Source organism: Bacillus sp. L381 (genome assembly GCF_030284525.1).
GTDB lineage: Bacteria > Bacillota > Bacilli > Bacillales > Bacillaceae > Bacillus > Bacillus amyloliquefaciens.
Genome location: NZ_CP127224.1, coordinates 1195024 through 1221364, shown reverse-complemented (window position 1 = coordinate 1221364; position 26341 = coordinate 1195024). Strand labels below are relative to the sequence as shown.

Annotated in this window: 33 protein-coding genes; 2 read left to right on the top strand and 31 right to left on the bottom strand. The window is 46.8% G+C overall.

What is annotated here, in order from left to right; translation table 11 throughout:
• Position 1: 1 nt before the first annotated feature.
• The 31 genes from QRX25_RS06220 to QRX25_RS06070 all read right to left on the bottom strand — a co-directional run bounded on the left by QRX25_RS06220 (position 2) and on the right by QRX25_RS06070 (position 24925).
• Positions 2-382, bottom strand: coding sequence for a YomQ N-terminal domain-containing protein (locus QRX25_RS06220; RefSeq protein ID WP_065981254.1), 381 nt, complete (start codon positions 380-382; stop codon positions 2-4).
• 12 nt (positions 383-394) lie between these two features.
• Entirely contained in the window at positions 395-2365 is a 1971-nt protein-coding gene (locus QRX25_RS06215; protein WP_212101064.1) for an XkdV family phage structural protein, read from the bottom strand.
• Positions 2366-2367: 2 nt separating this feature from the next.
• Positions 2368-2640 (bottom strand): hypothetical protein, encoded by a 273-nt coding sequence (locus QRX25_RS06210; protein ID WP_013351959.1) that lies wholly within the window; start codon positions 2638-2640, stop codon positions 2368-2370.
• Positions 2637-3215, bottom strand: a complete 579-nt coding sequence (locus tag QRX25_RS06205; RefSeq protein ID WP_045506670.1) for a YmfQ family protein — start codon at positions 3213-3215, stop codon at positions 2637-2639. Before QRX25_RS06205 ends, QRX25_RS06210 begins: the two co-directional genes overlap by 4 nt.
• Positions 3199-4245: a baseplate J/gp47 family protein gene (locus QRX25_RS06200; RefSeq protein WP_212101662.1), complete on the bottom strand. Its 1047-nt coding sequence runs from the start codon at positions 4243-4245 to the stop codon at positions 3199-3201. The genes QRX25_RS06205 and QRX25_RS06200 overlap by 17 nt, the downstream gene beginning before the upstream one ends.
• Positions 4238-4663 carry a DUF2634 domain-containing protein gene (locus QRX25_RS06195; protein ID WP_014470499.1) on the bottom strand — a complete coding sequence of 142 codons (426 nt, stop codon included), beginning with the start codon at positions 4661-4663 and terminating at the stop codon, positions 4238-4240. Before QRX25_RS06195 ends, QRX25_RS06200 begins: the two co-directional genes overlap by 8 nt.
• 149 nt (positions 4664-4812) lie before the next feature.
• The gene (locus QRX25_RS06190; RefSeq protein ID WP_065981250.1) at positions 4813-5079 is read right to left on the bottom strand and encodes a DUF2577 family protein; all 267 of its coding nucleotides are present in this window, start codon (positions 5077-5079) and stop codon (positions 4813-4815) included.
• Positions 5079-6056, bottom strand: coding sequence for an XkdQ/YqbQ family protein (locus QRX25_RS06185; RefSeq protein ID WP_212101060.1), 978 nt, complete (start codon positions 6054-6056; stop codon positions 5079-5081). Before QRX25_RS06185 ends, QRX25_RS06190 begins: the two co-directional genes overlap by 1 nt.
• Positions 6057-6069: 13 nt before the next feature.
• A complete protein-coding gene (locus QRX25_RS06180) occupies positions 6070-6729 on the bottom strand; it encodes a LysM peptidoglycan-binding domain-containing protein (RefSeq protein WP_013351953.1) in 660 nt (219 codons plus the stop codon).
• Positions 6722-11887, bottom strand: coding sequence for a transglycosylase SLT domain-containing protein (locus QRX25_RS06175; protein WP_212101056.1), 5166 nt, complete (start codon positions 11885-11887; stop codon positions 6722-6724). Before QRX25_RS06175 ends, QRX25_RS06180 begins: the two co-directional genes overlap by 8 nt.
• The gene (locus QRX25_RS06170; protein ID WP_015239684.1) at positions 11875-12027 is read right to left on the bottom strand and encodes a hypothetical protein; all 153 of its coding nucleotides are present in this window, start codon (positions 12025-12027) and stop codon (positions 11875-11877) included. Before QRX25_RS06170 ends, QRX25_RS06175 begins: the two co-directional genes overlap by 13 nt.
• A 41-nt stretch (positions 12028-12068) precedes the next feature.
• Positions 12069-12515, bottom strand: coding sequence for a phage tail assembly chaperone (locus QRX25_RS06165; RefSeq protein ID WP_003154836.1), 447 nt, complete (start codon positions 12513-12515; stop codon positions 12069-12071).
• Between the two features lie 75 nt (positions 12516-12590).
• Complete coding sequence (locus QRX25_RS06160) at positions 12591-13034, bottom strand: phage tail tube protein (RefSeq protein WP_003154837.1); 444 nt, start codon at positions 13032-13034, stop codon at positions 12591-12593.
• Between the two features lies 1 nt (position 13035).
• The gene (locus QRX25_RS06155; RefSeq protein WP_065981246.1) at positions 13036-14433 is read right to left on the bottom strand and encodes a phage tail sheath family protein; all 1398 of its coding nucleotides are present in this window, start codon (positions 14431-14433) and stop codon (positions 13036-13038) included.
• Positions 14433-14642, bottom strand: a complete 210-nt coding sequence (locus tag QRX25_RS06150; RefSeq protein ID WP_212101053.1) for a YqzN/YkzM domain-containing protein — start codon at positions 14640-14642, stop codon at positions 14433-14435. The genes QRX25_RS06155 and QRX25_RS06150 overlap by 1 nt, the downstream gene beginning before the upstream one ends.
• Positions 14639-15085, bottom strand: a complete 447-nt coding sequence (locus tag QRX25_RS06145; protein WP_065981244.1) for a phage portal protein — start codon at positions 15083-15085, stop codon at positions 14639-14641. The genes QRX25_RS06150 and QRX25_RS06145 overlap by 4 nt, the downstream gene beginning before the upstream one ends.
• Positions 15082-15585 carry an HK97 gp10 family phage protein gene (locus QRX25_RS06140; protein ID WP_065981243.1) on the bottom strand — a complete coding sequence of 168 codons (504 nt, stop codon included), beginning with the start codon at positions 15583-15585 and terminating at the stop codon, positions 15082-15084. The genes QRX25_RS06145 and QRX25_RS06140 overlap by 4 nt, the downstream gene beginning before the upstream one ends.
• Positions 15582-15938 (bottom strand): DUF3599 family protein, encoded by a 357-nt coding sequence (locus QRX25_RS06135; RefSeq protein WP_212101050.1) that lies wholly within the window; start codon positions 15936-15938, stop codon positions 15582-15584. The genes QRX25_RS06140 and QRX25_RS06135 overlap by 4 nt, the downstream gene beginning before the upstream one ends.
• Positions 15935-16318, bottom strand: coding sequence for a protein YqbG (gene yqbG, locus QRX25_RS06130; protein ID WP_065981241.1), 384 nt, complete (start codon positions 16316-16318; stop codon positions 15935-15937). Before yqbG ends, QRX25_RS06135 begins: the two co-directional genes overlap by 4 nt.
• A 16-nt stretch (positions 16319-16334) precedes the next feature.
• Complete coding sequence (locus QRX25_RS06125) at positions 16335-17270, bottom strand: phage major capsid protein (RefSeq protein WP_212101047.1); 936 nt, start codon at positions 17268-17270, stop codon at positions 16335-16337.
• 26 nt (positions 17271-17296) lie between these two features.
• On the bottom strand, positions 17297-18139 hold the full coding sequence (locus tag QRX25_RS06120) for an XkdF-like putative serine protease domain-containing protein (RefSeq protein WP_212101044.1): 843 nt from the start codon (positions 18137-18139) through the stop codon (positions 17297-17299).
• Between the two features lie 19 nt (positions 18140-18158).
• Positions 18159-19550 carry a phage portal protein gene (locus QRX25_RS06115; RefSeq protein WP_212101658.1) on the bottom strand — a complete coding sequence of 464 codons (1392 nt, stop codon included), beginning with the start codon at positions 19548-19550 and terminating at the stop codon, positions 18159-18161.
• Positions 19551-19598: 48 nt separating this feature from the next.
• Positions 19599-20897, bottom strand: a complete 1299-nt coding sequence (locus QRX25_RS06110; RefSeq protein ID WP_212101041.1) for a PBSX family phage terminase large subunit — start codon at positions 20895-20897, stop codon at positions 19599-19601.
• Positions 20894-21691 carry a terminase small subunit gene (locus QRX25_RS06105; protein WP_212101038.1) on the bottom strand — a complete coding sequence of 266 codons (798 nt, stop codon included), beginning with the start codon at positions 21689-21691 and terminating at the stop codon, positions 20894-20896. The genes QRX25_RS06110 and QRX25_RS06105 overlap by 4 nt, the downstream gene beginning before the upstream one ends.
• 114 nt (positions 21692-21805) lie before the next feature.
• Positions 21806-22315 carry a sigma-70 family RNA polymerase sigma factor gene (locus QRX25_RS06100; protein ID WP_013351940.1) on the bottom strand — a complete coding sequence of 170 codons (510 nt, stop codon included), beginning with the start codon at positions 22313-22315 and terminating at the stop codon, positions 21806-21808.
• Positions 22316-22429: 114 nt separating this feature from the next.
• Positions 22430-22633: an XtrA/YqaO family protein gene (locus QRX25_RS06095; protein ID WP_045506717.1), complete on the bottom strand. Its 204-nt coding sequence runs from the start codon at positions 22631-22633 to the stop codon at positions 22430-22432.
• The gene (locus tag QRX25_RS06090) at positions 22623-22964 is read right to left on the bottom strand and encodes an XkdD/Y8K6 family phage-associated protein (RefSeq protein ID WP_212101035.1); all 342 of its coding nucleotides are present in this window, start codon (positions 22962-22964) and stop codon (positions 22623-22625) included. Before QRX25_RS06090 ends, QRX25_RS06095 begins: the two co-directional genes overlap by 11 nt.
• 97 nt (positions 22965-23061) lie before the next feature.
• Positions 23062-23229 (bottom strand): hypothetical protein, encoded by a 168-nt coding sequence (locus tag QRX25_RS06085; protein ID WP_212101032.1) that lies wholly within the window; start codon positions 23227-23229, stop codon positions 23062-23064.
• Complete coding sequence (locus tag QRX25_RS06080; RefSeq protein WP_065521624.1) at positions 23229-24029, bottom strand: ATP-binding protein; 801 nt, start codon at positions 24027-24029, stop codon at positions 23229-23231. The genes QRX25_RS06085 and QRX25_RS06080 overlap by 1 nt, the downstream gene beginning before the upstream one ends.
• Positions 23929-24756, bottom strand: coding sequence for a phage portal protein (locus QRX25_RS06075; RefSeq protein WP_065981234.1), 828 nt, complete (start codon positions 24754-24756; stop codon positions 23929-23931). Before QRX25_RS06075 ends, QRX25_RS06080 begins: the two co-directional genes overlap by 101 nt.
• On the bottom strand, positions 24746-24925 hold the full coding sequence (locus QRX25_RS06070) for a YjzJ family protein (protein WP_045506729.1): 180 nt from the start codon (positions 24923-24925) through the stop codon (positions 24746-24748). The genes QRX25_RS06075 and QRX25_RS06070 overlap by 11 nt, the downstream gene beginning before the upstream one ends.
• Positions 24926-25115: 190 nt before the next feature.
• Between QRX25_RS06070 and xre the strand changes: the two genes are divergently transcribed.
• Positions 25116-25454: an HTH-type transcriptional regulator Xre gene (gene xre, locus QRX25_RS06065; RefSeq protein WP_013351934.1), complete on the top strand. Its 339-nt coding sequence runs from the start codon at positions 25116-25118 to the stop codon at positions 25452-25454.
• A 147-nt stretch (positions 25455-25601) separates the two neighbouring features.
• Complete coding sequence (locus QRX25_RS06060; RefSeq protein ID WP_013351933.1) at positions 25602-26192, top strand: ImmA/IrrE family metallo-endopeptidase; 591 nt, start codon at positions 25602-25604, stop codon at positions 26190-26192.
• Positions 26193-26341 lie beyond the last annotated feature (149 nt).

The following is a 26341-nucleotide window of genomic DNA, read 5'->3' as shown; positions in this document are numbered from 1 at the left end:
TTCATTCTCCTTTTAAGTTTAAGAGTTCCAGTTTTAAAGATGCTATTTGCACGCCGAGTGACTGCTGCGCTTGTTCAGCTGCTTTTCTGGTCAATTTCTCATTCGCCAGCAGCGCGCCGAGGCCTGCAAGCTGGTTTAATGAATTTGAATCGGGGGCCATATCCTTTTTTAAGCTGTTTTTATATGCTTCATCAGCCGTTTCAACCCATTCTTGTTTTTCTTCATCAAAAAATGGGCGCCACATACCTTCTCCGTTTATTTCCGGCGGAAAGTCCGCAGCGTTAGCCGGCATTATATAATCTCCTGTCTCAGAATCCGGATAAAGCTCAACCGGACTGCCTGTATAAATATTGTCATTGCCATACGGAAATATTAATTTCATATTCTCGCTCCTTTACGTGAGGGCCACAACAAGATCAATGTAATAGCCGTTAACGTTATTTTCAATATTGGCCATTATTCCCGTCAACTTCAAATCTCCATTAGAATAAATAATAATCTTACTGTAACCGGTGGTTCCGCTGGCTGCGACCATAGTCACAACGCCTTTGGCCGGCGCACAAGAAGACGGCACACTCCCGAACACCACTTCTCTGTCAGTAAGTACGTGACCGTTCAAATGAAGAGTGTTTCCCACTTTGCGATATTGAAGCGGCCTGTCTCCTGACTTAGCGCCATTTTTATAAGGAACATTTATCCAAGGGACGTTTTCAGTATCAAGTTCGGTAACGATCCGCCGCCAGCCCTGCCAGCCCAAGTTCAAATCCAAATAGTTCGTGAACATATTATTTTTATAATCGACGGCAATGACATACCCAAATGTTCCCTTTCCCTCACTGTCAAGAGAGGTAAAATGAAACATGCCGCGGGTCGAAGCATTGCTCGGACTGTTTGCCGCTTTACCGGTTGAATAAAAGGTGCCGAACGCCCTTCCGTTTTTAACGATTTTTTCAAGAAAGTTATCTTCATCACCAATCGCAAGAAGATAGCTGCCGTTATCGCTTGTTATTTTCGAAAGCTGTGCGCCGTTCCACATATTTTTATCAGCCTGTGTGACATGGATGTCTTTCTTATTAGCATGAGCGTCTACCAGCTTTTGTGCAGCTTCTGTACTGTCCAACTCAATCCAATCACTCCAAATGTTATTTGCCAATGACTTACGAAACGTTCTGTTGTCATTTGTCATGGCAAGAACATGACCATATGACTTTCCAACGCTGCATGTCCAGAATCCACGTCCGCCTGCAGGCGGAGTGTTCGCCGCAGTTTTTTCATATGAGAAATAGGTCAATGAAGGATATTTTAACAATTCAGCATGAAGATCAGTTGTGACATTAAATAACGGCTGGCCGTCATCATTCGAAATTTTATTTAACTGTGCATTATTCCATTTGTCCTTATCAGATTTTGTTACGTGAATATCTGTTTGATTAGCATGTGCATCGACCTTTGCCTGCGCGCCTGCCACAGATTCGATCGGATACCAATTGATTGCTGTTTGATTAGAGTTATAGTAAAACCACCATGCGTTACCCTTCACGTCTACAGCATAACCATTACCTATTCCAGGCTGTCCCACTAACTGCATGCCGCGTAAACTTGTATCTGACGGGTTGTCTGTTGCTGCATTGGTTCCGTAAAAAGTTACAGAACCAACGTCTTTTAACGAGTCATAAAACGAGCCGGAAGTTAAATTGATTTTTTGCGTGCCATTATCGGCGGTAATTTTAAACAGCTGTCCGGCATTCCATCTATCCTTATCAGCTTTCGTTACATGGGTATCAGTCTGCTTTGCGTGGGCATCGACTTTTTTTTGAGCGCCTTCTGAAGTTTCTAATTGCACCCAATCAGTCCAGACGGAAGCTTTAAGGGTTTTTCTCCATGTGCCTCCTTCATAATCCATTGCCAGAGCCTCACCATCAGACTTGACTCCGATATATAGGCCTCGGGCGGAAAGCGGCGGAGTATTAACTCCCGTGTTATTTGTGTAAAAGAAGAAAGATTGATTAAGCTTTTCTACAACCTGATGAAAGTCGAGACCATCTTGTATCTCGGCTAAATATTTCCCGGAATCATCAGTCAGCTTTGTTAATTGACCGTTATTCCACTTCTGGCGCTCTTCTTTCGTCAAGTGCCGATCCTGATCTTGATTGTGCTGGTCGAAATCTTTTTTTGCTGCCTGCTGGACGTTGTCCACGTTTCCGAGGCCGATTTGCGCCTTTGTCGTTTTGTGCGGGTTGTTCATGTCGTTTTTATGGGCCGCCAGATCCTTGTGGGCGTCTTTTATGCCTTTTTCCCAGCGGTTGACGTCGTCTTCATTAATCGGATCGTCCGGAAGCCAGTCTGTTTTTTCTTCGTAAGCCATCGTTACACCACCTCAAAGGTAAATCTTAAATCCAGCGTTCTGTTATTGCTGAGATCCAAATTTGTTTTTCGTTCTGTGATGACGCTTCCTGTTTCGTCAAGCATCTGCACGGTTTCAATATGTTTGATGCCTTCTTCCCTGCGTGTAAGAACAGTGACTGCGGCTTCTTTTACAGAAATGTCCGCAATCGGTGTTTCTTTGCCGTTTAACAGCACTTTTGTGATCCTGTTTTTCAGATCGGCTGCGGCACGCTGTCTGTATGCGGCTGATATCATGGTAAGACCACCTCGTTATTATTGAGTGTGACGGAATAACCGACCTTCAGTTCACTGACTTTTCGGTATCTCCGATCGTTGAGAATGACCCGGTCTTTGATTTCCAGTGTTTCGTTTAATGCGGCTCTCAGTATATACGCCAAATGAGCGGGTTTGATCTTTTCAAGTGTTTCAATCAGCTCGTTCATGTGCTGCAGGTCATCAAGCTCCATATCGGCATAAAAACGATATTCCCCCGGAAACATCCGGACGTAAGCCGACGGATGTTTTAAAAAACGGTTTAACGCCTGTTCGATCGCTTGATGCGTGATGGGCGGAATATTCGACATCTTCGAGATCAGCCTGAGCCGTCTCATGTCCTCCGTATCACCTGATTCACGCGGTATTTTCAATATTTTTTCCCAGCGGTCAAGCCCCCACGTCGCCGTCGTAATAAAGAGCTGATCTGTCAAATCGAAAATATCGTGATTCTGCCGCTCAAACTCAGGAGCTTCCGCCTGAAGCACTTCCGCCATCTCTTTTAGCCGGGTTAAAAAAGGCGGGAGGTACGCCGTCATCTCATCGAGTCTGCTCAAGAATGATCACCTCTTTGAGGGTAGGAATTTCCACGTCACTGAGCACAAGATTTTCCGCCGCACCGTTCATTTTGATATCGGCGTAGTCACTGACGGATGCCGAATTATAAACAATGTTGTTTATTTGTGATAAACGGACGGTGTTTTCTTCGAAGGCTATTTTTTTAAATAAATTCAGGACGCCTTTTTCAATCTCCGCTTTTACGTCATCGATCGAGCTGTTCAGCTCAGGCAGCACGGAAGCGGAAATTTCGATCTCTTTCCATACCGCGCTTTCCACCGTTACTGCCGCTCCGATCGGCGCCTGGCCTTCTCCCTGCCCTTCATCCGGATCAATATAATCCTTTACTTTCTTGATCAGAATATCTGATGCCGGTTCCAAATTCGCATTTGTGATAACGACCTTCACCGTTCCGTCTCCGTTCCATAGCGGGAAGATTTTCGCCCTGCCGACACCGTCAACTTCTTCGGCCCACTGTTTATAATGCAGTTTATTCGCGCTGACTGCCTCCCGTCGGACACGGGTAAAATAACGCGCTCTTAAACTGTTGTCGTCTTCTTCCTCACGGCCTGGAATTAAAATATCGCGCATGACAGCCTTCTCAAGCCCGGGAATCGTATCAAGCGGCAGCAGGTTTTGACCTGTAATGCCGGCATTGCCCGCCTCACCGGCCGTTTCACATTCAAGCGTTCCATCCTCCGTATATTGAAAATACAGGTTATCGACGAAGAATCGAGAGCCTGGCGGAATGGTGATTCCCGGTGTGAATTCTCCGGCTCTGACCGCTTTTGTGGCAGCCGTTCGTTCAATTCCCGCTTCAGCAGCCCGCCTGTCCAGAAATTCGCCCTGAGCCGTATCGGAAAAAACAAGCTCCAGCACGGTATCAAGCCAAATATAAGACTTTGCGAGCTCAGCGGCCGCAGGCGCGAGCGCATTGTAAATGACGCTGCCTTCTCTCGTATCAATATCTGCCGTGATTTTCTCCAGCATTCTGTCCATAATGTCGTCAAATGTCTGAGCTTCAAACATCCTCACCCAGCACCTCCTCAATCTCAAGCATGCCCTCATCGGCTTCAACGGTAAAAGAGACGATGAAGGCATCATCTTTTTTCTCAATCTCAAAATTGGTAACGGCCAAAATACGGTCATCATACAGCAAGGCTTCTTCTATCAATCTTGGAATCTCCATTTTTTTGTAAGCATCCGTCGTATTCTGATCTGAAAGCACTTCCTGCAGTTCATTTCCGATATCATGACTGAAAACCGAGTATGAATACCGTTCTGTGTGCAGAGCGATATAGACAAATTGTCTGATTGCGTCCAGTCCGTTTATCAGTTCATTGGTAATCCGGTTGTTTTCAAAATCGATTCGGTAGGTTTGTGACGTTTCAATGGCATCACTCGCATCCTCCAAATCTTCAAATTCGATTTCCGGTGTCAGGGCCATTGCACCCGCTCCTTTTTGATTGTTCATTAAAAAAAGCCCTCTTCAGCGAATGAAGCGGCTTCATCTCTCTCTATTCCATTTCCATCCGGATCTCTCATGCAGAACGGATAACATTTCACGTTCCCGACATTCATCATACAGGCAGGCGGTTAAATTTTGTCCAGCACAAAGAAGGACTGACCGCCTGTTAATGCGGCGGTCATCACCCGGTCTCCTGCCTGGAGCTGATCATCTTCCCCGGACTTCAGCCGCTTCGGCACAATGAGGGCATCAGACGGAATCAACAGTTTGTCGTGATCTTTCAGCTTCAGCTCAAGCGGCGAAACGGAGGTCACTTCGGCCGGCATCAGCTCCACCGGCGCTTCGGCGTCAACCGCTCCGACGGCTAAATGTTTAATGGCATCGCTTAATCTCATCAGGATGTTCCCTCCGGAAGTGAGTTTTTCTCCGTGACATCAATTGTCATGGTATGTTTTGTTCCTTGGAATTCATGGCGGTCCGTGTCCACGTAATAGGTTTTCTTCAGTCCGATTTCCGGTATTGAGATATACACCGGCAATCCGCTTTCCAACCCCGGAATACCGATCGCCTGTATATTTTTCAGCTCTTTCTTAACGCCTTTTTTCTCAGCCTGCTTTACTTTGGCGCGCTGTTTCAGCTGGGCTTCGTTAATATCATCGGAAACCGTTTCCGTATACTGCAAAACGCCGAATGATTTCATGCCCGCGCTGTCCGCGGCGGAAGCCTTCACCGTTTTATTGTCTTTTTGCAGCCGCATGACGACGCGGGTTGCGGTATCATCGATCGAGGTGCTGTACTGATACCCCGTAATATTAACGCCTGTTTCCAGCACCCATATGTCAGACGGCTCCGGCCATTCACGCAAGCCGAGCCTGCCTTTTTCTGAATAGAGCTGATAATTGCGGCCCGTCTGGCTTTTTGTCTGCTTTAAGGCTTTTAACATCATATCGTAAAGGCTTGTATCATTTTTAAAAACGAGTGATTTAATGGTATGGCCTGTATTGGCAATGGATGTGACGGGAATTTGAAAATCGCTGGCAATCCTTTTTAATATTTGATCGGCGCGCTGGTTGGAAAACACGTATACGTCCTGGTTTTTCACAAGATATTGGAGCATATCATATGCGGTGAAGGCAACGGTATGTTCATCCGGCGTTCTTGCAAAGACAATGCCGCGGAACAGTTCTTTTCCATTCCATTTGAACAAAACCGTATCCCCCTCTGACACACTGTAATACGTCTGGCTGCCCTGCTTTACGACAATCGTCGCTTCGATGGAGCGGGGCGCCTGATATCTGTGGCCTTCCAGCGATACGCTTTCTGTTACAAGCTCGAGCCACTCCGTTTCTTTTATGACAAATAGTTCAATCATCTTTTCACCCGTTTCATTGCGGTATCTTCAGCTTCTGCCCCGGGAAGATCCAATGCCCCGGCTGCCGGATATTCCGTTTGCTGCGCTTTATCATGGCCGTTTTATTCGCGTTCCAGATTTTCCGCCACTCTGTATGGTTTCCGTAAAACCTGCCGGCGATGTCCCAAAGCGTGTCCCCCTTTTTCACGGTATACGTTTTGGGCGAGGCTTTGGACGGGCGCTTCGCTTTCGTTTTTTTCTTTTGTTTGATTTTTCTTGGCGAAGCGGTTTTATATTCTTTCAGTACGATGTCAAAATTCCGGTCGCCGATTTCATTGTCACCTTCGCTGTAATTGAAGCTTTCAATGCTGCATGTGACATTGATTGTTGTTCCTGTAATCAAAAACTGAACGGGTTTTTTCGCTTTCATCCATGTTTCAATTTCTGAAATGGCTTTTTCCGGCGAAGGAATACTTTGATATTCGGCAATCGGGCTGTATCGCTTCGGAAAAAAAGAAGAGAACGAAATTTCTTTCGCCCCCGGTTCTTCGATAAACGTCACCTCTCCAAGTCCGGTGACTTTCACGGAATCATTCTGCACGCTGTTTGCGATATCAATCGCTTCAGGGAGAACGGGAAGCCGGAGCTTGTCCTTCCCCTGAGACAGCCAAAATTCATAAACAGATTTAGTCAAAAGCAACGGCCCCCTTTGCACCGGTATAAATATCTTTTTGCAGTTCATCAATCAGCGCCTGCTTGATTTTGGCGGCGAGAGTGTCAGCGTCCTGTCCGTTATGAAAATGCTGATCACCGCTGAATTCGATTTTGATTTCTTTTGTTCCCGTTTTTTGAACGGTTTGGCCGCCGCCTTTAACGGCTGCGGAAACCGTGCCGGCTGAAAGTGCCGCGGGTTCCGTCTGTGACGGGTCGGACACTTCCATGCCGAGCGCTTGAGCCGCTTGTTGAAGCAGGTAACGGCCGCGGATGCCCCGCTCTTCAGGGATAATCCACTCCCGTTTGTTCCCTTCGCCGACACGGGCGATCTGCTCTTTTGTAATAAGACCGCCATTGGCATAACCGACGTAAGGGCCGCCGCGGGCCATACTCTTTATCCCGGGCACATTGTTGATCGAGCCGTATCTGCTTTTAATATAGCCGATAGCGGCAGCGGCGTTGTGGATTGGGTTTTTGATATCATTCATTCCTGGCGCTTTATGAGATTCAAAGGTGCTTGGGATCGTCTGCATTAATCCTTGTGACGGGTGGCCGGCTTTTGCGTTGCTGTCCCATAAGTTAATGGCGTTCGGATTGCCGCCGGATTCATTTTGAGCGATGGTCATTAATCCCGGAAGCCAGCTTAATGGCGTATGTGTAGCGCTCATTGCAGCCAAAAGCCACTCCTTGACGTTTCCTCCGGCAGCGCCCATGCCTGAAAAAGCGGCCGCAAGCGAGCCTGCCTGTTTTTCGGCGTATTTTTTCACATCAACAGAACCGAGTCCCTTTACGACACCGACTGAAGCGAAGCGGCCGAGACTCATCATGACGCGGGAAGGAGAATGGATATCAAGTTCTTCCCGGAAAGCCTCCTCAACCTTTTTGGCCATATCTTTCGCTGCCTGTTTCACTTCGCTTCCTTTAGAATTCATGCCGGAAACGAAGCTGCCGACTAAGCCTGACCCCCATCCGTTTGCAGAATCTCTCGATTGCAGAAACGGCTTATCTACATGTGTGCTCACATATTGCGCCGTTCCTGTATCTTTCGCATTTTGTCCGGCCGAAAATCCTTTGACCGTTCCGATGCCCCAAGAGGATGATTGATTGACCGCAGATTGATAAGGCGTTTTGACTTTAGATTGTAAAAACGCATCGGTGCCCGTCTGCGCCGCATTTTGTCCTTTAGCATATCCTGTAACGACTTGCTTTCCGTAACCGGGTGAAGAAGAAATCAGAGCATTGAACGGCGTTCCGATATTCTTCTCTTTCCAGCCGTCCATATCCACTGCCTTACTGCTGATTCCGCTGTCAAAGCCTTCCGTAAATTGTTTGCCGAGTGATGAAGCCGTCCCGCCAAGTCCGGAAGCATCCACAGACGCCGCGGCCGATACAGACGCCGAAGATGAAACTCCGCCCGCTCCTGCGGGTGCAGCGGAAGACTGAGCCGAAGCCGCGCCCATATCATCGACAACACGCATGCCGAGCTTAGACGCAGCCTGTGAAAGCAGCATCTTCCCGCGGCCTCGGTTGTTGTCAACGGGAATGACAAATTCTTTACCGGCTTCACCGATCCAGGAAATGGTCGGTTTTGTAATGTAGCCGCCTGTGGCGTGTTTGTCCGTTTTTTTCTTTTTATCTCCGCCGCCTGTGACAAAGTTCATTACGCCTGAGATCATGCTGCCGCCGGTTTTATCCCAAATCTTTTTCACCCAGTCAAATGCTGCGGAAAAAGCATCCGATATGGCTGTACCCACTTTTACGAGAGGTTCTTTTATGTTTTTCTCAAACCAGCCGCTTAACCCTTTCCATATATCCTTTACCGTATCTAAAGCAGTCTGGAAAGCGTCTGATATTCCTTTGCCGACATTTTTCACCATGTCCTTCACCGGGTTCCAGACAATGTCCATAAACCAGCCGGAAACCGTACTGAAAACAGACTTAATTTTATCCCAAGCTCCCGTGATATTTTCCCAGATAGAGGAGGCCACACCGACTACAGCCGATTTTACAGGCTCCCAGACGGTGCTCATAAACCAGGATGAAACTGTGCTGAAGACACCTTGAATGGTTGTCCACGCATTCACGATATTTGACCAGATGCTTGTCGCCACTCCGACTACAGCCGTTGAAACCGGAGTCCATACATTTTCCATAAACCAGGATGAAACTGTGCTGAAGACACCTTGAATCGTCGTCCACGCATTCACGATATTTGACCAGATGCTTGTCGCCACGCCGACTACAGCCGTCGAAACCGGCGTCCATACATTTTCCATAAACCAGGATGAAACTATGCTGAAGACACCTTGAATCGTCGTCCATGCATTCACGATATTTGACCAGATGCTTGTCGCCGCTCCGACTACAGCCGTTGATACCGGAGTCCATACATTTTCCATAAACCAGGATGAAACGCTTCCCCAAGTATCTTGTATCGTTGTCCAAGCACTTTGTGCTGCTTTGGATATATCATTCCACGTGTCTTTCAAAGCCCCTGAATCAAAGGCCTCGCCTAAGCTGGAACCGCCTAAACTGCCGGCGATGCCGCCTACCGCGCCGCCAATCAATGTCCCCACTCCGGGAACAACACTGCCGATTGCCGCTCCGGCCGCGGCCCCGGCAAGACCGCCTCCGGCTGAGCCGACCTTCTCTCCTGCATTTTCTTTATTGATGCCGGCTAAATCAGTAAGTGATAACAATTCACCTATGCCGGGAATTCCTTTAGCTGCACCTTTTAACCCTTTCATACCGCCTTTAAGCGCTTTTGAACCTCCTAAGTCTTTCAAAAGGGCGCCGATTCCTTTACTTGCCCCTTTTGCTTTCGGCGTGTTTACAGATGCGTGTGTGCTTTCCTTTACGGATGAGCCTTTTTTTGAAGATTTATTCCGCTCTTCGACTTTACTGCTTTTGCCCCTCGTCACTCCGGTACAGCAGCAGCAGCCCCCAAAAGCCCCGCCGGTTTTTTTGGCTGACTTTCCTGAAGATCTAGGTGCTGTTACCGTACGCTGTGAACCCTTTGTCAGACCAGGACGCTTCGGGCCGTTGGAGCCGCCGGCAGAAATGCTTCCCTTACTCTTTTCTTTTTTCGTGCCGCCTCCTAATAATCCGCCGATATTGAGTTTTCCTAATTTTTCAGCAATACCTGATATTATTTTTTCGATCAATTCTCCGGCTTTTTCGATGATTTTATCCGGGCTGAATTTTTCAAATTTCTTTGCAATCTTGCCGACAATTTTATCAACAAATGCCTCAACTTTTTCGATGATCGCATCAGGACTGAACTTGCCGAACTTTTTATCAATGCCTCCAAACAGTGAGGATGTAAACTGCTCCACTTTTTCCAGTATCTTATCCGGGTTGAGAAAATCGAATTTCTCAGAAATTCGGTCGATCGTGTCATTTACAAATTGTTCGGCGCGGTCGATTAGCTTATCAGGACTAAATTTACCGACAACATCGTCGACTTTCTTCATAAACGAATCAGTAAATTTATCCAGCTCTTTCAATATCGCTTCGGGACTGAATTTGCTGACAAGGTCATCTACCTTTTTCATAAACGAGTCAGTAAATTTGTCCAGCTCTTTCAATATCGCTTCGGGACTGAATTTACTCACGATCCCGTCTATCTTTTTCATAAACGAATCAGTAAATTTATCCAGCTCTGCTAATATCGTTTCCGGGCTGAATTTGCTCGCGACCTCGTCCACTTTTCCCATGAATGAGGTTGTGAACTTGTCCAGTTCGGTTAATATCGTTTCCGGGCTGAATTTGCTTGCGATCTCGTCCACTTTTCCCATGAATGAGGTTGTGAATTTATCCAGCTCTGCTAATATCGTTTCCGGGCTGAATTTGCTCGCGATTTCATCCACTTTTCCCATGAATGACGTTGTGAACTTATCGAGCTCTGTTAAGATCGTTTCCGGGCTGAATTTGCTCGCGATCTCGTCCGCTTTTCCCATGAATGATGTTGTGAATTTATCCAGCTCTGCTAATATCGTTTCCGGGCTGAATTTGCTTGCGATTTCATCCACTTTTCCCATGAATGACGTTGTGAACTTATCGAGCTCTGTTAAGATCGTTTCCGGGCTGAATTTGCTCGCGATCTCGTCCACTTTTCCCATGAATGAGGTTGTGAACTTATCGAGCTCTGTTAAGATCGTTTCCGGGCTGAATTTGCTTGCGATTTCATCCACTTTTCCCATGAATGAGGTTGTGAACTTGTCCAGTTCGGTTAATATCGTTTCCGGGCTGAATTTACTTGCGATTTCGTCCACTTTCCCCATGAATGAGGTCGTGAATTTATCCAGCTCTGCTAATATCGTTTCCGGGCTGAATTTGCTTGCGATTTCGTCCGCTTTTTCCATAAAGTTTGCGGCGAATTTGTCCAATTCCGCTATAATCGTCTCCGGATAGAACTTGGATGCGATGTCATTGACTTTTTTCATGAAGGCGTCTGCAATGGAATCAAGCATTGAAAAATCGTTTTTCGGCGAAGCAGGAGCAGCAGATGCAGGTGCTTTTCCGAAGTCCGGCATATTCTTTTGCAATGCAGCCAGCTGTGCTGCCACCTTTTCGTTTAACGATAATTGAATGACATTGTTTTTTCCCGTCAGTGAATCAATGCCAGCTGAGATTCGGCCGACTGTTTTCATGACGTGATCTATGACGCGTATAGTGACAGAGTACCCGTTCTTTAACGCAGACTGCATATAGCGTTTGATACGTTCCATGGCAGGTGTTACTTCGTCTGACGCATACAGTGAAACGGTAAATCCTTTGAAACCGGCAGCCAGATTCCGCAATCTTTCAAATGCCGCTGTCGCGCTATCTTTTGCTTCTATTTTAATGGTTAAAGACGCAGGCAGACCCGCTGATCGGACTTGCACTTTTTTAATGACGGCACTGGCTCCGTCTTCAGCTGAAATAGAGATCATTTGTGCGCCCAGCTTTCTTTTCATAGAGCGCTGAATGCGGTCAATTGTTCTTAAAACAGATTTACTCTCTTTGCGTATATCAATTTCGCTTTGGCGTTTTGTCATTTTCCTGTATTTCTCAAGCGCTCTGAAGCCATTTTGGATTTTCCTTATTTTCTTCGACACCCGGTCTTCCAATTCAAAACGGGCGGTCAGCTTTGCCATGATGTCGCTCCCCCTTTCTTCGCTTGTTTTTCGAGAATGTCCAGCTTGTAACCGATTAAACCGTACAGCAGCGCCTTAAAATGTCTCGGTGCTTCATATAACTCTTTCAGTTCTGATGGAGAATAATGAAGCTCGTGCATCGCGTAATAAAGATACACGGCTTCCTTATTCCCATCTTTTATCAGTTTTTTGCTTCTTGCTCCAGATCTTCTAATTCATCTTCAAATCCGTTGATCTCAATCGCTTTATTCAGCCAATTTGCATATTCGCCGCCGACTGAAAGAACGCGTTTTGCCACCTCGACCGGATCTGCCGTTTTGTAGGCATCGCGGAGCTCCTTAGACCGGAAATCAGGGTAAATTGTAGATTCAACTGCGATCCTTGCATAAAAGCGCTGGCTGTCTAAGTCTTTGACCCGGCCTCTGCCTTTCACATTTTTATAGGTCGTGCTTTCCTTCTCCAGTTCATCAATGCGCTCCGTCGTAATTGCTTTAAAAATAAAAGGCACGATGTTTCCTTTTTTATCGACAAAACGCTTTGAAAGCGGAACCCGAATCTCCTCGGCCTCGACTGTTTTTCCCGGCATAAAGAATGACAGATCATATACTTGTTCGTTTTTTTCGCTCATGGTGAAAACTCCCTTACTTTTTTTTTATTAAAAAACAGGCCTGTAAAAGGCCTGTGTCACTCATAACGATCTTGATTAAAACGTTTCAGAAAGCTTTTCCGGCACATCGAAATCTTCAAAGGTAAACGGCACTTCTTCTTCGAGCGCTTCTGAGTCTACGTCCAGTCCGGCGATTTTAGCGGAATCAAAGTTGACGTCATACAGGGTGACGCGTTCTGTTCCGCGGCCTGATGATTTGTCGTCAAGAACGGCTTGAAGCGTAAAATACGGGTCGCTGCCTTTTTTGACGTAATCCATCATAAGCACGGCGAATTTGGATGTGACTTTATAGAACGTTGCCGTGCCCGTTCCGTTGGCGCCTGTCGTTTTATGTCCCGTCATGCGGCGGCCCATGATGTTTACTTCCGATTTGTTTTTTTCCACGTTTGCTTCAAAGGTTTTAATATGCGCCATCTCTTCCCCATCGAGAAATAAACGGCCTTCTTTTCCTGAAATGGTGTTTTGCGCTTTTAATGCCATCTTAGTTTACCTCCACGTTAAAGTAGAATTTTTCCGCTGCATCCACAGGCTGTACGGCGAGATCAATTAAAAAGCCGTCGCGGTCTTCATTCAGGCCGATTGTGATATCAGTATCTGAATCAAAGTTTGCAATGCCGCCCGCATCCTGAAGCGTTGTCAAATATTGAATGATCATCGTTTTGACGAATTGAAGGCCGTCGTTTGTCGCAGGCAGATCGCTGCCCGTGCCTTTTTTCGATTTAATTAAGGCTTTCAGTTCACGTGTCAAATCGTTATTCACCGCATCAAGTACGCGGACGATTTTGTTTTTCGCGAACTTTTTGTTTTTCTCTGCCGTAAATGTCACCAATGAGTTGATATCTTTTTCAACGCTGACTGATTTATCACGGGCGTCATAGGAGAAAAGGAATTCACCTTTGGAAAGACGTTCGATCACTTCATCATGAGTCAGGCGATGCAGCACATCGACGGCGCCTTCGTATTCAACAAATGTGAGGGACTGATTAAATGCAGCGGCGGCACTAGCACCTGCCACCCAAGCGGTCGCTTCTTCAGCTTTAATCTCGGTTCCGTCTTCCAGCAGGACGCCCTCAGTAACATTGATAATGCCTTCATAATCCCCGCTGTAATGGGCGGTCACCCCTTGCACTTTTTGTCCCTGCGCATCGCGAAGGCGTTTAATGAATGCGGCAAATGTCGCTTTCAGCTGATCGTTATCCGCGACAGGAAGAGCGATCACATCGAAATTCTCCGTTTCAGCCGCAGCTAAAAAATCAATATAGTCTGAGTTGGCCGGTGCTTTATCGGTCCCGCCCGCAAGTCGGATGCCCGCCTGCGGGTTTAATGTTTCCCCGGACTCTTCCTCAGTGCCTGTCAGCGGGATGGAAGCCGACAGCTCGCCTGTTCCCGTGAATGTGACATAGCCGTTTGGTTTTAATTCTTCGGCTTTTTTCACCGTTTGTTTGTCAACTTCCGCTTCATCCATGTATGTGGTCACATCAAAAGCGGTCTGATCAAGGACGTTTTCACTGATGCGGATGATGATGTCATTTCCTTTTGAACCGCCGTACAGAGCGGTTGCTTTTACACCTTGCGATAGATCGGCGCTCGCTCTGATTCCCTCTGTCAGACGGTACATCAAAACGGTTTTTGCTTTCTTCTTCGCCTCGCGCAGCAGAATCAGTGACGGGTCTTCGATACTGAGCCCCACTTTTTTATTCAAATCTTCAATGCTTGAAATGGAGACGAATGTTTTCGCTTCGCCCCAGTTAGATGCGACAGGAAGGGCGACAATTCCCCGCTCACCGATCGATACCCGCTCCTGGGCGGTTGTTTTAAAGTTAAAATAGATCCCGGCACGTTCTTTTTCTTTTCCTTGCGTAAATGTTCCGCCGTTCATTATTGCATGACCTCCTTGGTTAAAAATGCTTGAATGTATGTCTGGGCTTGCGCTTTTGTCATTTGTTTCTGCTTCACGCCGAATAAAGCACCTTGGAGAATTTCAGGTTTTACACCGAAAAGCTCCTTTGCGTGCTTTGTTAAATCCGCCGTGTCATAAAGAACCGCTTTTTCTGCCGTGGCGGCGTTCTTCTTTTTATGTTGTTTCACTTTTGTTTCACCCCGCTGTTAATGTCCACATCCCGAAGTGCGGGAAATGTTTGTTTCTTATAGTAGTAGCGGCTCGTCCAGCGGATTGTGATCACTGCCTCGCCTTTGTCTCCGACTCTCGTTTCGATACGGCTGATGCGGATGAAATCACCGGTATCCTCCCCTGATTCAGTAAGCAGCGGAATCATCTGTCTGGATTCTCTCACCGCATCAGCAATCCGGTCGGCTTCATCGAGCGCCTGCACCGAGTCGGCATGGAACAGCTTCACATTCAGACTGTATATTTTCTTAAAAGTAGAGACTGTGTCATTCTCGTCAAAAACAAAAGGGGGCGGGATGTAAAGTGACGGCACCTGAAATTGTTCAGGCAGTTCATTTTCATATACGGGCACGCCGTACTGATGATATAAAAATGCGGCGATTGAACCGGTTTCGCGATTCATCCGATACCTCCCCCCAACGTGTTAAGCCACTTGCTGAAGCGCTTGTCCAGCGACCTTGCGAAGATTGTTTCATATAAAAGAAGGGCTTTGTCCCAAAACCCATTCCCGCTGATCCACTGTTTTTTGAGCGCCATTCCGGTTGAAGCTGACGGATCATATATGAACCGGGAGCCTTGAAAATACCCCGGCACCCATCTGACATTTTCTTCTGAGACGGTCCAATGTCCGTCATTTATGAATGAGGCATACTCTATATTGGTGCCGATTTCAAGAGTCAGTCCCCCGTTTTCAATGATCCACACATGATCCCGCGCTCCTTTTCGGAAAGAAGACAGCAGGTTTTCTGTATCGATCCCTCCCGAATGAATAAGCTCCTCCCGTACCAGATCGAGAAAATCCTCTCCTGATTGTTCCAGCCATCCGCTGGCCTGACGGGTAAATTCTCCGGATGATGCCTTCAGCAGCGACCGATTCCATTTTTCAAGGCTGTTTATGCTCATAGTCTGTCATCTCTCACAGCGATGGCCTCCCAATGGTGCTGTCTTGCTTTCTTCGGCATTTCCAGAATATACGCCTGATCTTCCCTAACGATTTTGTCATTGACACGCAAAACTGTCTCTTTCGGAAAATGAACGAGATACCGCTGATATACCTTATGATCAGGCTCAAGCTGAATAAGCTGCTGCTGTTTTTCAACAAACAGACACGGCACTCCTTCAGCGTCGGGAACTTCCGGATAAGAAAAGTCAGGCTGGAGCTTTTCAGCGGGAATGCCGAAACGTCCGGCCTTCGGAGCTGACACCGTTTCATGATAAATATCGCATCTGTCAGTAAGCAGCCGTTCATAGCTCATAACGGCCTCACCTTTGCGCTTGCAGAAGCCGGGGTACAGCCCGGCGCGATATATTCACAAAGCAGATGGTACACCGCCGGCTTTCGGATTCCGCCTTCACCGGCAACCGTATAGGAGTAGTCGCCTATCTTTTCAGATTGATAGGCTGAAGCGGCTGCTTCATTCTGGTTGATCAGCGCAAAATATTGAGAAAGCTTTAATAACGCAAGCTTAATCTTTTCGGGAAGCGGTGAGTATACAGGATCAGTGAACGGATGCCCCGCCATTCTGGCCGCTTCTGCCTCCGCCTCCAGAATGTCCTGGATTAGAAGCTGCTCCGGCCTGTTTTTGACTTGATCATAAACTGAATATGAAACAACGTCAGACGGCTGAATTAACATAACTGCCACCCCCGTCTTATTCTTTAACGTTTACGATTTTGGCGCTTGCATCTTCTTCTTCAAATTTGCTGTCAAGCTTAGCCGTCAGTACGATAATAAATTTGCGGCTGCGAATATCTTTATCTACTTCGATTCTGATATTCCGTGAAAAACCGAGAATGATATTTTTCGGGTGAGTCAAAATAATGTCTGATGCCTCGTACTGAGAATCACCTTCTCCGACTGAATACGGCTGCAAGTTGGAAACCCCTTTAACCGGAACGCCGAATGCTGAAGACAAACCGCCCTGCACCGCAAGATCCCCCAGATTGGTCTGACGGTCGGCCACACGGTCTTTCCATTCAATCTCCATGCCTTGAGATGTGTAGAATCTGAATTCTTGAGGCAGACGCAAATATTTTGCCGGAATTGCTTTTAAGCCTTTTTTAAATGTGGCCCTGGACAGCTCTTCCCCGTTTCCGTCAATAACGTGAGAGACGGTCTGCTTACGGATTCCGTCAAGCTGTGCCAAATACGGATCAGATGAAGATGTATCGCCGTTTACGACAAGCTCTTCTATATCGACTGCAGCCCGCTCCGCTAAAATCTGCATGATCGTCTGCTGCAGACCGTCTTTTTCAATGTTATTTTCAAGCGTGTCATAGGTAATGTTAATTTCCGCAATGACTTCTTTCGTATTCAGCTGCACCGTGCTTGTTGTCGGGACTGTCAGCTGATCGTCCGTTAAGGCTTTTCCTTCCTCAGCGGCACGCAGAATACGCTGGCCGAAACCGATTTTTTCAAATTTCTGCGAGTCGTTTTCCATTTGAATCACTCGCGATTCGCTGAAAATAGTCGGCGTGTTCTGTACCATGCGGATAAATGCTGAAGCTTGTGCGGGATTCATTAAACCGCCGCTTTTTAAAGCGGAAAGTGACATTTCCGCCTTTCTGATGATATCTTGATTTCTCACTCTACAGTTCCTCCTTCTGACTGGGCTTAAAGCAGTCCGCTCCAAATGGATTTTTTAACAGGCTCTTGGCCGCTCGTCTCTTCTTCCGGCTGCTTTGATGCGCCTCTTACTTTTTCAAGCGCTTCGATGCGTTTAATAATCGGCGCGAGCATGTCCTCGACAAGCGTTTTCAGCTTTTCTTCATCAGACGTCGCAGTCGCCCCGTCTTTGTCATCCGTATTTTGGTCCAAACTGTCAAGCCGCTTTAAGAGCGGGTGCAGCGCGTGTTCAATCGATTCTCTTATGTCTTCTTTTCTCATCTTGTTCAAGTCCTCTCCCTTGCGGTATCTTGATTTGCGGTCACGGTCGAGAAATTGTTTGACCGCGCCGAATAAGCCTGCTTGCTTTTCCTCCGGTTCTTCGTAAACGTCAGCGGTTCCCGCCATGCTGTAGCCTGTAATGACACCGGCTTTAATCTGATCCCATACTTCATCGGAGGCTTTGGTGACAAGCACCCAAGAGCCTTTCCGGATCACAGCATTCCCGATTTCAAAGTCATCCGGGGCGACGTACGACTCCACCACCTCGCCGGTTCCGCCTTCAAAATTATGATTTGTATCAATGTTGCGGGCGTCCGCCAAAAAACCGTGAGCGGCCTTTTCAATCTCTTCGGCCGTCATATAATCGCCATGGGCATCCGGGACATCCGGCTCGTATACAATGCCGTAAACAAGCTTCTGCTCATCCGGTTCGCTTTTTGTAAACACCTGCACCTTTTTTTCAAATGACGGAATGCCGGCCGCTTTTGTGAAAAAGAATTCCGTTTGGTTCGCCGCCTTATCGACATAGCTTACAAAACTGATGACGGCATTTCTTAATTCTCTCGGCACGAGATGTTTTCACCCCCTTTCAGGATTGCTCCTTTTTCCGTTGCAGCACCGGCCGGCTGTAGTACTCTTCAGGCCATTCTTCAAGCGTTTTGCCGAGCACTCTTCCGGCCAGATCACGAAGATCATTAGGAGAGACGGCGCCAGCGGAGATAAATGGCGTAAGCACCTTCGCAATTTCAAGCGGATCGCGAAAATCAGGCCCTTTTAGTGCGAGCTGTACATCGTGAAGCCCCAGTTCAGGCAAAAATAACGTATTGAGCTTATTAATCAGCGTTTTCCGCTCCGGCTGAAACACCTGCTCCTCCGTTATTTTCCTTGCCGTATCGGCTGTTGCTTTGTTGTATTCCTGCGCCTCGCCCGTATAAAGCGGCGGGAGACGAAAAGCGGAGCGGAGTTTATTTCTGCTTTTGTCGTCATATTCAAGAAACAGCGCATCATCCTGCAGAATTTCCGCAAGTGATTTAATTTCCACAGACACGGGCGTAATGTCTTCGCCTCCGTGAAGATCCTTTTCCTTCGCAATGCCTTCCGCCTCAATCAGCAGAAACTTGTGGGCGTTTTCCACCCCTTCCAGGTCATTCATATAATCCTGGAGCTCTTTGTACGAGGTTTCTGACAGCATGCCGTTTTCGACCGTAATGGCGGCCGGCACGTGACGGCCCTGCTTGAAATACATAAAATTCAGTTCTTCCGCTTTCCGGGCGCCGTACAGATTGACGATATTGCCGACCCAGCGAGGGATACCGTAAGTGCCGCTGCCGATTTTTAAGTGAATGGCTTCATTTGCCCGGTATTCTTCAGGCAAGGTCTTTACGTATTCGCCGGTTCTCAGGTCCATCATCCGGGGGTCGCCGTATTCCTTGAAAAATACTTTACGCCCGTTCAGCATCTGAACATATTTACGGAACCGTTTTTGCCTTTTAATCGTTTTGGATGAGCCGTTTTCTTCATATGAAAACGTGACTTCAACGGGATCATTCACACCGCACACCCGCATATGTTTCACATCCAGATATTCAATCCCCGCCGGTTTTCCCGCTCCGTCACGAAGCACCTCGAGAAAACCGTTGCCCGTTTTTTCGCGGTCTTCTATCGCATATCCGAGGATCGTCTCGGCTGATTCATCAAAATGAAGACATTTGTAAAAGCTCTCCAGCTTCATCCAGTTCTTTTCGGCCCGCGCTTTTTTAGCCGGGGAGCAGTCTGAGCTATTTACGTCAAATGTATATTCCACATCGAAACCGAAGCCCGTAATATTGACCCGATACGCGTCGATGCACTGCTGAAGAATGGTCGAGTATTCGGCGATCGTTTTCAGCTCAATGAGATTATAGGGCGGTGAAATGATGTCTTCGCCGTACAAATCGGCAAATTGATCTTCTTGCATCTGTCTTGCCTGCGGCGCGGCCATCTTTGATTTAATGACGGTGGCTCTGACGTTTTGATTGTTCGCCAACGGTTACCTCCTCCTTTCCCGATTCGGACGCGTCCGTTTTTGTAATGAATCTTTCAGATCCGCCGCGTCATAATCATCCAGCGCGTACCAAATCGCTGAAAGTGTGTGGGGATCAATTGAAAACTCATCTTCCGACAGAACGCCGTTTTTGTTTTTCGCGTACGTTAAGTTCTGCAATTCGCGGATTGTATTTTGACAGCTGTCTGAGCAATAGATGTGTTTGAACCGTTTCAGTTTTTTCGTATACTGAAGCCTTGAGCCGGGAAACTTTTTGGCCGCGACCATGCAAAAGCCCTGCCTGCGGAAATATTGGATGCTTTTCGGCTCGGCCGAATCCGCCTTGATCAGCTCTTTTTTATCCGCCAATTCCTGAAGCTCCTCCGCTGTCTGATCATCGGTCATTTTGTTTTTGTAATACTCCCAGAAAATATAAAGCTCTTTTTTATCCGGATCGACGGCAAGCCGGATGACCGCATTGTATGACTCTTCAAAACCGAAATCCATGCCCGTCCGAAACAGCGGGCGTCTGATAGCGGCAATCCGCTCTGTTACTTCCTTGTGCTCCATGACCTGAAACTGCGGAAAAACGCGGATGCCGTTGACGCCGAATTGTCCTTTGCGGGCGATCCGGTACAAATCGGGATCGTATTGCCGTAAGCTGTCAAGCTGCTTAATATAGCTTTTTGGCAAAAACAGATTGTCACACGCGGTGGAATGGTGGTAATAGGTATCTCCCTTTACGACGGAGCCTTTTTCATACAGCGTCTGATCATCCAATACGAACCGTTTTTTTTGCTCATCACGAAAAAAATGCCGGTACGTCCAATTGGAGGTGCCGACGGGATTTGTGGTGCATATCATATGAAGCGAAAGCTCGGGATGGCGCAGACGGCCGATCAGTTCCTTAAAGCCTTCATACTTCACTTCTGAGCATTCCTCAATCCAAATCAAAGAAATATGGTGAATGGATTTCAATTTGGCCGGGTTGTCCATTCCTTTAAACATAATCCGGCTTCCGTTTGCGAATCTCAGCTGCATCGGTGAAGAAACGGCCTTTACGGCATGTCCCAGCTCAAGCTCCTCGATAATGTCCTCAAACAGTGCAAAGGTAGAATCCCTGTGCGTATCGAATACTTCCCGGACGACAAGCGCCGTCCGCTTTTCACAAAGCAGCTTCAGGATGATTTTCAGCGCGGTATGATAGCTTTTTGACGAGCCGTAGCCTCCGACCAGAAATTGGTACGTTTCATTCCAATTGAACAAATAATCTTCAAAGCGCGGGTTGACCGCTTTTTCAATCATGGCCGTTCCTCTTTCCGTGTAATGACTATGTCAATCGGCTTTTGGCTCTCTTCTGTTTTTTCCAGCTTCTGCTGCGCCAGCTTTAATTTTTCTTGTTCAATTTTTTTCTTAAATTGATCAGGGAAAAGGTCAAAGTACAAGGACAGCTTTTCCAGTGCTTTCATCTTATCGGCAAGCTTTATTGCAATACCTTCTTTCCCGAGTTTTGCTTCGGTGACGATGGTTCCGTCCAGAAGATTCGAATCTTTAACATCAACGTAGCTGATCTCCTGCATAATCGGATTATCATTTTCGTCAAAGAGCGGTCCTGATTTCCCGAAGGCCTGAACCTCCCTTTTTCCGAAGGTTACATAATCGGTAATGTCGGCGAAAGCGATTTTCACATAGACTTGAAGAACGTCCATCGCTTCGACAAACACTTTATTGACCATTTCCTTTTTCATGCGGCTGATTTCTTTTGCGACTTTTTCGTTTTTTAACAGCCTGCTTCCCGTCACATGCGCGCTTTCCGGTGAATACCCGGCTTTTATCGCGGATTGGGTGGCGTTAAAGCTTTTCACATAATAAAGACAAAACAGCCGCTGTCGTTCGTTTAATTCATCATTTTCGGCCGGGGCGTTTTTTCCGCCGCTTTTCACATTCTGATTGAGCGCTTCGTCCCAGCGCCCTTCTTTTTTCCATCTGCCGATCGTTCTTGCGGATACGCCTGATTTTCCGGCAAGGGCGCGGTTTGTGATGCGGCCCTGATGAGACTGATAGATTGAAAATGCCTGTTCTTTTTTTGCGTTTTTCATGCTACGGCATCACCGCCACCTCCGACATGGATGTCTATAATAAAAAGCGGCTTCTTTCGGGCCGCTTTTTGGGATCGTCTGTTCACTTCTAGGTGGCAAACGTATGACAACTTATTAAGCAGGCGATTGGTTTCTTTGTTCCTGCTGTTTTTGAATTTTTAGAAGCGCCCGTTTGACCGTCGTCTGTACGGTTGATTTCTTTACATTCAGCAATGCGGCGATCCGTTCATACGAAAAGCATTCCGCTTTGTGGAGGAGAAGCATTTCTTTTTCTCTATCCGTTAAGACGGCTAATGCGTCCCGCAATCTGATTCTGTCTTCTTCAGTCACATTTCCGGAAGGTACGAACATCAGCGCCTGTGAATAGGTTTCTATGATTCTCGGATCTTTAATCAGCATTCTCTGATAAGCGTCTCTGCGGTCTATCGCTCTTCTTATACCGGGCTGCCGGCCTTTTTCAAGCCATTCAGTGACATATTCCAAATCTGTAATGATCGTTCTGATGATTTTTTTATCTTTCAGTTCTTCTGAAGTCAGAGCCGTTTCATCAGCTTCCTCAAGATGCTTGTACCATTTTTTCGTCTGTTTCAGCGTGCGTTTATATTCAAATAGTAAGTCTTCCATAATAAATCCTCCTCTTTTTCGGAACAAAAAAAGACACCAACCAATGCGCAAAATGTGCGCGATTGATCAGTGTCCGCAGGCTTTCCGTCTTGGACGTATTCTTTTTTAAAAAAATTAATTCAATTTAAAGCCGATTTCATATTCAACCCGGGCGAGATCCCCTTTTCTCGTTTCGATAAGCGTTTTGCCGTGCTCCGGCGCTTCGGCGAGCCATACTTCCTTCTTCAGCCCGTCTGCAATGATGACCCGCACCTTTCCTTCTTCCAGCTGGCTTTTTAATGTTGTATGTTCAATGTCTGACAGTTTTTTAGGATTCATGTTTTATGTCCTCCGTCTTTTTCAGGATGTTTACTTCATGTATGAGGCTTCCGAGCTCATTAATGAACGCTTCTTTATCTTCAGCGCTTTCTCCCCGAAGCAGGCGGAGAGCCGTTTCAGCCGCTTCAAAAAGTTCTGGGGCTTTAGCCATCAATGCCGCGTTGACTTGCTGCGAGTATGAACTTAAGTTGAAAACGGCCGCGATAAGCCTTCCGTTTGAATAAGGAAATTTCTCTTTATCCGCTTCGCTGTAAGCTGAATAAATGTAAATGGGTTTTTCTTCGCCGCTGTGTACGGCCCGCCACGGGGCGGGGCTGTTTTTTACTTGCAATGTTTATCCTCACTTTCCATCAGCCTCATGCCATGCTTCAATTTGCTTTTCTATCCGTTTCGCCCTGAACAGCAGGCAAAAAAGCCATTTGATATATTTACACACGTGCATCAAGCCTCGCTTTTGCGTCTTGAACCATTTGCTCAAGACGTTTAATGACCGGCGTTAAATCGGCCCCTGTTTTGCAGTTCGGGCAAGGGTGAAAGACAGCGCCGAAACCTGTTTCCGTCACAATGACCTTCTTCGGCCCGCACAGTTTACACATTATCTCGCCCCCTCTAATCTGTGGTTGACTTCATATGGGTTTCCATGAATGATGACTAAATAATCGCTGCACATCTCATATATTCTTGTGCCCAAGGCTTCATCAACCTGAACCAGTTCGTCACAGGCCAGCTCGCTCGACAGAAGAACCGGCTTATGATTTAAATAGCGGTAATTCACGACGGCGTACATTTGTTCAATCTGCCAGTCGGTCGCCCGGGGTTTTCCGTTCAGCGGTTTAAACAAATCGTCAATAAAGAGCACATCCGCCTGCTTCATACGGGCAAGCTTTGCGTCGAGCAGATCAAAATCATTTTTTAAATCCGTAAAGCCCTCCACAAAAGGAAAATACAGCACCGGTGTCTGCTTCTGCCTCATGACATGATTGCTGAGAGCGGTCAAAAGATGGGTTTTTCCCGATCCCGGACGCCCTAAAAGGGCAATGCTGTTTTTCCGGCAGTTTTTAATCGTGTCGAAGTTTTCAACAAATTCAAGGGCGCACTCATATGCGTCGATGACTGCCTGAGGCTTGCCCCGCGTAATAAATCCTTTGAAATCCAGCTTCCGAAAGGCGCCTGTAATCTCACTTGCACCGAGGATACGCTCTACTTTTCGTTCAGCGGCGCAGCGGCACTTGACCCACACATCCATTCCCAGCTGTTTTTTGAGATAACCGCCCTGATCTTTACAGAGCGGACAGTCAAAGCGGCTTTCGTCTGATTCTTCCGGTCTGGCCGCCAGTAATGGACGTTTTCCGTTTTTCAGGTCGGCAAGAATCTGCTCGATCGTTCGTGTTGTCATGTATCGTATTCCTCTCTTTTTTTGTTGTGATTGTCCTTCCCGCAATTCGTGCATTCAAGCGGTCTTCGATAAACTTGGCGCAATAGCTGAAGGCCTTGATCGTTTCAGCTGATGAAGTGCGCCGCTGTTCAAAAGCGGCAAAGCATTCGCCGAGCCATTTGATTGCTTCTTGTACTGATGCACCGAGCGAAACAATACGGGCGATGGCCTGGTAATCTCTTGGCGATGGGTATACGCTCCGCCCCTCCTGTGCAGACCTTAACCTGATAAAATGGGCGGCAATTTCGTTAATCGCTTCTTCAGCAGTATGATTTTTTGTTATATCTATTTCTCTCTGGACATTTTTGTCTCGGTGATCTGCCGTTATTGTCCGGTCAGTGACTGCCGGGCGGGTCAATGTCCCTTTCGGCGTGAATCTTTTCGAGTGTTTTACGGAGATGATGAGTCCGTAAGGCGCGCGGACGGTTTTGATATATTCGTGCTGTTCCAAGATCTCAAGCCACCGTCTGACGGTTTTTTCGCTGACCGTAAATACATCAGCCATTTCTCTTGCTTTAACGGGCTTATGCCCGAGAACGAGCCCCCACTTGATGCCGTCTTTTATTTGTTCCTTTGTCGTTGAGCTGACGAACCATAAAAACAGCCATATGGCGGAACCCATTTTGTCATAATGTTCTGAATTCAGTAATCCGGAATAGATGAAAAACGGGTAGCTTTTACGATTCATCATGAACATCTCCGTTTTTCTTCAACCTTATATAACGTTCATACTGCAATCTGTTATCAAATCGGAACACCGGAAGCCCGCAAGCGGTAAAAGAAATCGAACCGCCTGCTTTTCCTAAACATCTCTGGTCAGCCGGATTGCTGCTGAAACAGATGATTATCGGCTGCATCTCTCACCCTCCTGATCAATTTCTTATCGTTATTTGATACATTTTGTATCTCTATGATGTTGATTATATACGATACATTTCGTATCATCAAGACCTTTTTGATACTTTTTTTATCATCTCTTTATTTTGATACATTTTGTATCTATAATCATAAGTAACTTAGGGTGTTGAAAAAAGAGAGGTCATTCGGATGATAGGCGGAAGATTAAAAAGTCTCAGAGGAAAGAAAACGCAGGAAGAAGTCGCTAATCATATCGGTGTCTCGCGCGCCAGATATTCTCATTATGAAAACGGCCGATCTGAACCCGATTATGAAACGCTGCAAAAGCTTGCGGATTATTTCAATGTGTCAACGGATTATTTGTTAACCGGAAAAGAACCTTCAGATGAAGATCTGTTTGCTGATCCCGACCTGCAGATCGCGTATCGGGACATGCAGGACTTTTCGCCGGAAAGCAAACAGCAGGCCATTGAATTCATTAATTATTTAAAAGAAAAAGAGAAAAACCGCAGGCCGAAACATAAATAATCCGCTCTTTTCCTTTAAATCGTATAAAGTTCAGCCGATATAAAAGCTGAATATTTATTTTTAAAAGAAAAGGGAATTGATTCAAAGTCCGATCAGGGCTTTTCTTTCTCACTTAAAAAGAACATATGTTCGAAAGGGTGTTTTCAATTGGGCGATTTTTTAACACATCTGGAGGAATACGTCAAAAACTTATATTGCCGCATGGGAATGACCGCCCCTCTCCATATTGATATGCAAACAATTGCCAAGGAGCTTGATATTTGGATTCATTTTGAAGATACGCACAGCATGATGCTGAAGCGGGACGGCATGTACAGCATCGTCCTGAATCAAAAAAAGTCACCTGAGGAGCAATGGGAGGATTTTGCACACGAACTGTGCCATGTGCTGAAGCATACCGGTAACCATTTTCACATGAACAAGCTGTTCAGGGAACTGCAGGAATTCCAAGCCAACCATTTTATGTACCACTTCTGTGTACCGACCTTTATGCTGTTAAACATGGAGCTTCCCCAGCGGAGAAGCCATGCCGTCATATTAATCGCAGCCGCTTTCCGGGTGACGGCGTCATTTGCGGAAAAAAGGCTCGAGCTGTTTGAACGGCGTAAAGCAGGTATTCAATTTCAGAAGCGGCTCGCTTGTCTTCTATCCGACAAGCGTCCGAATGTGTATTACGAAGGCAGGCAAAAGCACTTGCATGCCGCTGAAGAAAAAGCGCCGTATTTTATTGAAAGCTGACGATTCTCTGCCGGCTTAGGACTTATGCCGGCATAAGCGTTTTGACATATCAGAAAAAAGGTATTGTGAAGCCTGTATCAGACGCTGTTCTCACCGTACTGCCCGCCAAGCGCTTCTTGCGTGATATTGAAGCTCTTTCAACTGCCCGG